The following is a 6,000-nucleotide window of genomic DNA, read 5'->3' on the forward strand; positions in this document are numbered from 1 at the left end:
GGAAGGAGGCTAGAGTCACGATTCTAGTAAACTACCAAATTAATAAGGGGGAGAATGTATGAAGGGGAAACCAATGCTAAAAAGGTCTTTTATCATCTTATTTGTGCTATTACTCGCATTCAGTAACTTTTCCACAGCTAGTGCAATGGGCCAATTATCTGGACAAACCAAGAAAAAAGCTGATTTAACATCAGAGAAATTGACAGAAACAGAAAATCCAGATAAAGAAGTACGTGTTATCGTTGAAGTGAAAGATAAGCCAGCTATTGAAGTGGCTACAAAAAAAGGCATAAAATTTAATAGTCTTGCAGAAAGTGAGAAAAAGAAACTGGAGATAGATGCCAAAGCAAAGCAAAAAACGATTAAATCAGAAATGAAGCAACAAAAAGTGGAAGCAAAATACTTACAAGAATTTACAACTGTCGTTAATGGCTTTAGTGCAGAGGTAAAACAGGGCGACCTCAAAAAAATAAAGGACATACCAAATGTAAAGAAGGTGCACGTAGTTAATGAGTATGAACGCCCAATTGCTAAGCCTGAAATGAAATACAGTAAAGAATTAGTAGAAGCCCAACAGGCTTGGAGGGATTATGGCTATAAAGGAGAAGGAATGGTTGTCGGTATCATTGATACGGGCATCGATTCTACTCATCAAGATATGGTTTTATCAGATGCAGACACGGCTGCATTAACCGAAGAGGCAGTCAATGAAACCATTGATGAGGAAGGGTTACCTGGGAATTTTTATACCGATAAGGTTCCTTATGGCTATAACTATATGGATGAAAATGATGAAATTCGTGAGATACATGCAGAAGCAAATTATCACGGTATGCACGTTGCTGGTACAGTAGGTGCCAATGGTGATGAAGAAAATGGTGGGGTGCTAGGAATTGCACCAGAAGCTCAGTTGTTAGCCTTAAAAGTATTCGGAAATGACCCAGAAATGCAATATACGTATGGTGATGTTTATGTGAAGGCGATTGATGATGCCATTAAATTAGGGGTAGACGCATTAAATATGAGCCTTGGGTCTACAGCAGGTTATGTTGATCCAGACTCACCAGAACAGCAAGCAGTTGCTCGTGCGGTAGATAATGGCGTATTAATGTCAATTTCTGCTGGGAACTCTGCTTTATTTGCCGATGGATATTTTTACCCGTATGCATCTAATCCTGATTATGGTTTAGTAGGATCACCTGGTGTTTCTTATGAATCTTTACAAGTTGCTTCCTATGAAAACACGTTTATGGAAGTAGACCAATTAGGTTATACCATTGATGGAGAAGCAGGCTCTGCAGCATTTTTGTCAGCTGGTCAGACAAGCCCGCCTGAGGATGGATCATCGTTTGAACTAGTTGATGCAGGACTAGGATATCCGGAAGACTTTGAAGGAAAAGATCTCTCAGGTAAATATGCACTCATTCAACGTGGAGAGCTTGCATTTACCGAAAAAGCATTAAATGCGCAAGAAGCAGGGGCTACTGGTGTTATTATTTATAATAATACAGACGGTGTTGTGAATATGGCTTCAGAGGCATCCATTACGATTCCACAATTATTTATGTTGAAAAGTGATGGGGATCAACTTGCAGAAGCATTAGCAAATGGACAAGCTGTTTCAGTAGAATTCTCAGGAGAAACAACGACGATAGATAATCCAGATGCTGGGAAAATGAGTGCTTTTTCTTCCTGGGGTCTTACGCCGAATCTCGATTTTAAACCGGAAATTACAGCACCAGGTGGACAAATTTATTCTACATTAAATGATAATGAGTACGGATTAATGAGCGGAACTTCCATGGCTGCTCCTCATGTATCTGGTGGAAGTGCATTAGTTCTGCAACGTGTGGATGAGGAATTTGGTTATGAGCAAGCAGATCGTGTTAATCTCGCAAAAAATTTAATGATGAATACATCTGATCAAGTATATTTTGAAGAAGAACCTGTATCACCACGTCGACAAGGTTCAGGATTAATGCAACTCCATGCAGCATTATCAACACCAGTAGTTGTAACAGAAGCAGAAACCAATGAAGCTAAAGTTGCTTTAAAAGAAATTTCTGGTGATCAAGTATCATTTGAACTTACTGCACAAAACTTCAGTGATGAAGCGGTAACCTATGATGTTGAGTCAAATGTACAAACGGATACACCAGTTGATGGAGGTGGTGTGATTGTCACTGCACCAAATATGTTCCCATCAAATGATTTAGGTGACTTAGCAACAATTAATGGAGATCAAGACGCTACCATAGAAGTGCCAGCAAATGATTCAACAACCTTTACAGTAACTATTGATGTGAGTTCGGTAGATGATTCACTTGCAGAAATATTTACGAATGGATATTGGTTAGAAGGATTTGTTACGTTAACGGATCCAACAGATACGAACCCTGAATTAACTGTCCCATATGTAGGGTTCAAAGGTGAGTGGGATAATGCACCTATTTTTGATGAGCCTGTATGGGATGATGATTCCTTTTATGAAATGACTTCTGTCGTTACATCATTAGGTAAAGATGACTCAGGAGAAATGCAATATGGCTACCTTGGTGAAGATTTAGCTACAGGTGAAGTAGATCCTGAAAAGATTGCTTTCTCACCAAATGGTGATGGCGTGCAGGATGATGCATTAATGATGCTATCTTTCTTAAGGAACGCAAAAGATGCAAAATTCACGGTCTTAGATGAGGATGGCAAAAAAGTACGTACCATTAGATTAGAATCAGAATTAGTGAAAAACTATTATGATTCAGGTGCAGGTCCTTATTACTCTATTTCTGCTGATCGTGCATGGGATGGGAAAATAAAAGGAAAACCAGCTCCTGAGGGTAACTATTATCTACAAGCAGAGGGAGTCATTGATTATGAGGGTGCGGAATGGCAAACACTAAGACTTCCAGTAATATTAGATACTACTGCTCCAGAGGTAGAGGCATCTTATAGCTTTGATGAAGAGCTTCTCACCGTACATGCAGAAGATACGGAAGGTGGAAGTGGCGTAGCTTATTGGGATGTTCTTGTAAACGGAGAATCTGTATTGGAAGAACCATATGTAAATGGTGAAACAGAACATACGTTGACGGATGTAGATGAAGATGCAACGATTACAGTCGTAACGGCTGACTATGCAGGTAATGAAGTAGAAGCGGAAGCAGAAATGATAGAACCTGATAAAACGGTTCCTGATCTTCACTTATTAACTCCAGAAATGAATAGTGCTGATGCAGATAAAGAAGTCGTATTCTCTGGGTATGTTACGGATGAGTCTGGTGTAAAAGAAGTAACCATTGACGGGGAAAAAGCAGAGCTTGTTTACAACGAGGAAGAAGAACGTTACGATTTTTCAATGCCGGTATCTCATAAGAAAGATGGTTACTATTTTAAGCATATTAAGGCAGTAGATAATGTTGGAAATGAAACGGAAATAGGTAGAAGATACTTTGTTGATTCTTCGAAAGCAAAGTTAAAAATAAAAGGCAAAAAGAAAACGAAAGAAGATCATATTACATTAACTGCAAAAGTGAAAGATAATTTCGATGACATTAATTTATATGTTGATGGAGATCATGTTTATACACATGAACTATCTAAACCATACGGTAAGAAGAAATTTAATGAAGAGATTGAGGTAGAATTAGATTTAGAAGATGGAGAAAATGTCTTCGAGTTTAAAGTAGTTGATCTAGCAGGACATGAAACGGTTGAAACCTATACGGTAACTAAACGGACTGGAGATACAGATAGTGTGAAGGATAGCTTATTTGGACATCTCTTCGATAAACTGTGGTCCATATTCGGTAATTTTTGGGAAATCTTTGGTTAAACAATCACTAACTGATGCGTAAGGGAATGACAAACAATCGGGTTCTAATAATTCTAGAATCCGATTGTTTATTTTTATTCGTAAAAAGCCCCACTTCAAGTTTTCTTAAGAAATTAACCCACATATAACTGGCAGTAATGCTCCCCTAATGATTGAAGTTTCACTTTATAAAGTGTAAGTGACCCATCAAAGCTTGTGTGGTGAGCTGACTTGAAAACCACCTTTTACGCTCTTTCAAAGGTATAACAACTACCGTCGTTGAATTGAACCTATAGGAGAGCGTGGATCGATAGAAGCGTGGGGGCTTTAGAGAGGAATGAAGGGAAAAGGAACTAATGAAAGTTTGACATTGTATCGTGGTAGCGTATTCGAATCCAATAGTATCCTGTTATAATAGAAGAAAAGAATTTATGTAAAGGACGTTAAGTAATGAAATGGAAACCGGACCGCATGGCAAAAAAGCCTATTTATAAACAAATTGCTGATTATATTGAGAGTGGAATAGATGACGGAACGTTTCTGGCTGATAAGCCTTTGCCATCTGAGCGCACACTGGCAAACGATTTACAGGTAAATAGAAGTACGATAGTGGCGGCTTATGATGAATTGCAAGCAAACGGTTTGATAGAAAGAAAAAAAGGTAGCGGGACGACAATTAGTAGAGATATATGGGGAATGGAAAAGAAAAGGATTCCAAATTGGAACAGATATATAGAAGCCGGCTCCTTTCTACAAAACCTTCCTATAACACAACGACTTCGGGAGGAGATGACGGAAGAGGATATAATTAATTTAGCCAGTGGTGAGTTATCTGAAGGCTTATTTCCAACAACTACGTTAAAGGAAATCGCTGGTTCAGGGGAATTTCCAGAAACGCTTGGGTATGATCATCCATTAGGTAATGAGAAATTAAGAGAGACAATTGCCGCACATGTGAAAGAATATAAAGCAATTAATACTAATCCTTCTTCTATTTTAATTACCTCAGGTGCACAGCAAGCATTGCATCTTGTTGTTCAATGTCTGTTAAAGGCAGGTGATACTGTGGCTATCGAGGATCCTTCATATAGTTACCATTTACCAGTTTTTCAAACAGCTGGAGTTAAAACATTACCGCTACCTGTTGGGAAGCATGGGATTAATCCAGATGATTTAGTTTCATTACTAAAGGTACACAAGATAAGAATGATTTTTTTAAATCCTATCTTTCAGAACCCTACAGGAACAATATTGAACTACAGCGGTCGGCAAAGAGTTATTGACATCTCTGCTAAATTTGGAATTCCAATTATTGAAGATGATCCTTACAGCTTAACGTCATTTAATGGGGAGAAAATGAGTACATTAAAATCAATGGATCTCAATGGGAATGTGCTTTACATTAGTTCCTTGTCTAAAATAGTTGCCTCTGGTTTACGAATTGGTTGGATTATTGGACCAAGAGCTGTTATTGAAAGATTGTCAGATGCTAAGCAACAGCTTGATTTTGGTCATAGTGCATTTTCTCAAAGGATCGCGGATAAATTCCTCCAGCCTGTTTATTTCAATCCTCATATGAAGCGCTTAAGGCGGCAATTAGCTAATAGGAGAGACCAGATCATATCCAGTTTGCAATTTCATATAGGTGATTATGTTACTTTTTATGCTCCTGAGGGGGGAATTCATTTGTGGTGTAGAATTCCTCCCAAAATTAATGAGATGCACTTACTTGAAGAAGCGATTCGAAGTGGGGTTATTTATTTGCCAGGTAGCGCCTTGGGCACACGAAGTACGTATATTCGCTTTACATTTGCGAAAGAAGATGAAGCACGAATCGATCAAGGTATTAAACGATTTTCTGAAGCGCTAAAACATTTCTTATAGTATAGGAAATTATAAAATTTGAGCCTATGTATAATTATAGGGCGTGTTGAGTCGTGTCCAGCTCCAGCACCCAGAAGCTTAGCGACTTTACGTATCGCCCTGCGATAAGTCATCATGGGCTTGCAAGCGCACCGTGATTCCTTTATCTCCGTTGACTCGCTCCAGTCGCTACATTTCTAATCGGGTGCTTGCGCCTTTGTTCTAAGTTAAGAAAGTATAAAATCAGTGCAATGACTGTGTTAAGCCAAGTAGTTATTTTGAAATGTTTGATGTATATTGGCAATGCTCCGACTAATTACTTCGCTTTC

General features: G+C 38.6%; 2 protein-coding genes. Both read left to right on the plus strand.

The window, feature by feature from the left end:
• Window positions 1-58 precede the first annotated feature (58 nt).
• Entirely contained in the window at window positions 59-3,829 is a 3,771-nt protein-coding gene (locus tag ABDZ84_RS16905; protein WP_246484811.1) for a S8 family serine peptidase, read from the plus strand.
• Between the two features lie 429 nt (window positions 3,830-4,258).
• Window positions 4,259-5,692, plus strand: a complete 1,434-nt coding sequence (pdxR, locus tag ABDZ84_RS16910) for a MocR-like pyridoxine biosynthesis transcription factor PdxR (RefSeq protein WP_343782340.1) — start codon at window positions 4,259-4,261, stop codon at window positions 5,690-5,692.
• Window positions 5,693-6,000 lie beyond the last annotated feature (308 nt).

Origin of the sequence: Virgibacillus salarius, assembly GCF_039521925.1 — a bacterium.
GTDB classification, from domain to species: Bacteria; Bacillota; Bacilli; order Bacillales; family Amphibacillaceae; genus Virgibacillus; species Virgibacillus salarius.

Bases quoted from the DNA above. Each gene is read 5' to 3' on its own strand.
- ABDZ84_RS16905 (WP_246484811.1), top strand. From the start codon at position 59: ATGAAGGGGAAACCAATGCTAAAAAGGTCTTTTATCATCTTATTTGTG.
- pdxR (WP_343782340.1), top strand. From the start codon at position 4,259: ATGAAATGGAAACCGGACCGCATGGCAAAAAAGCCTATTTATAAACAA.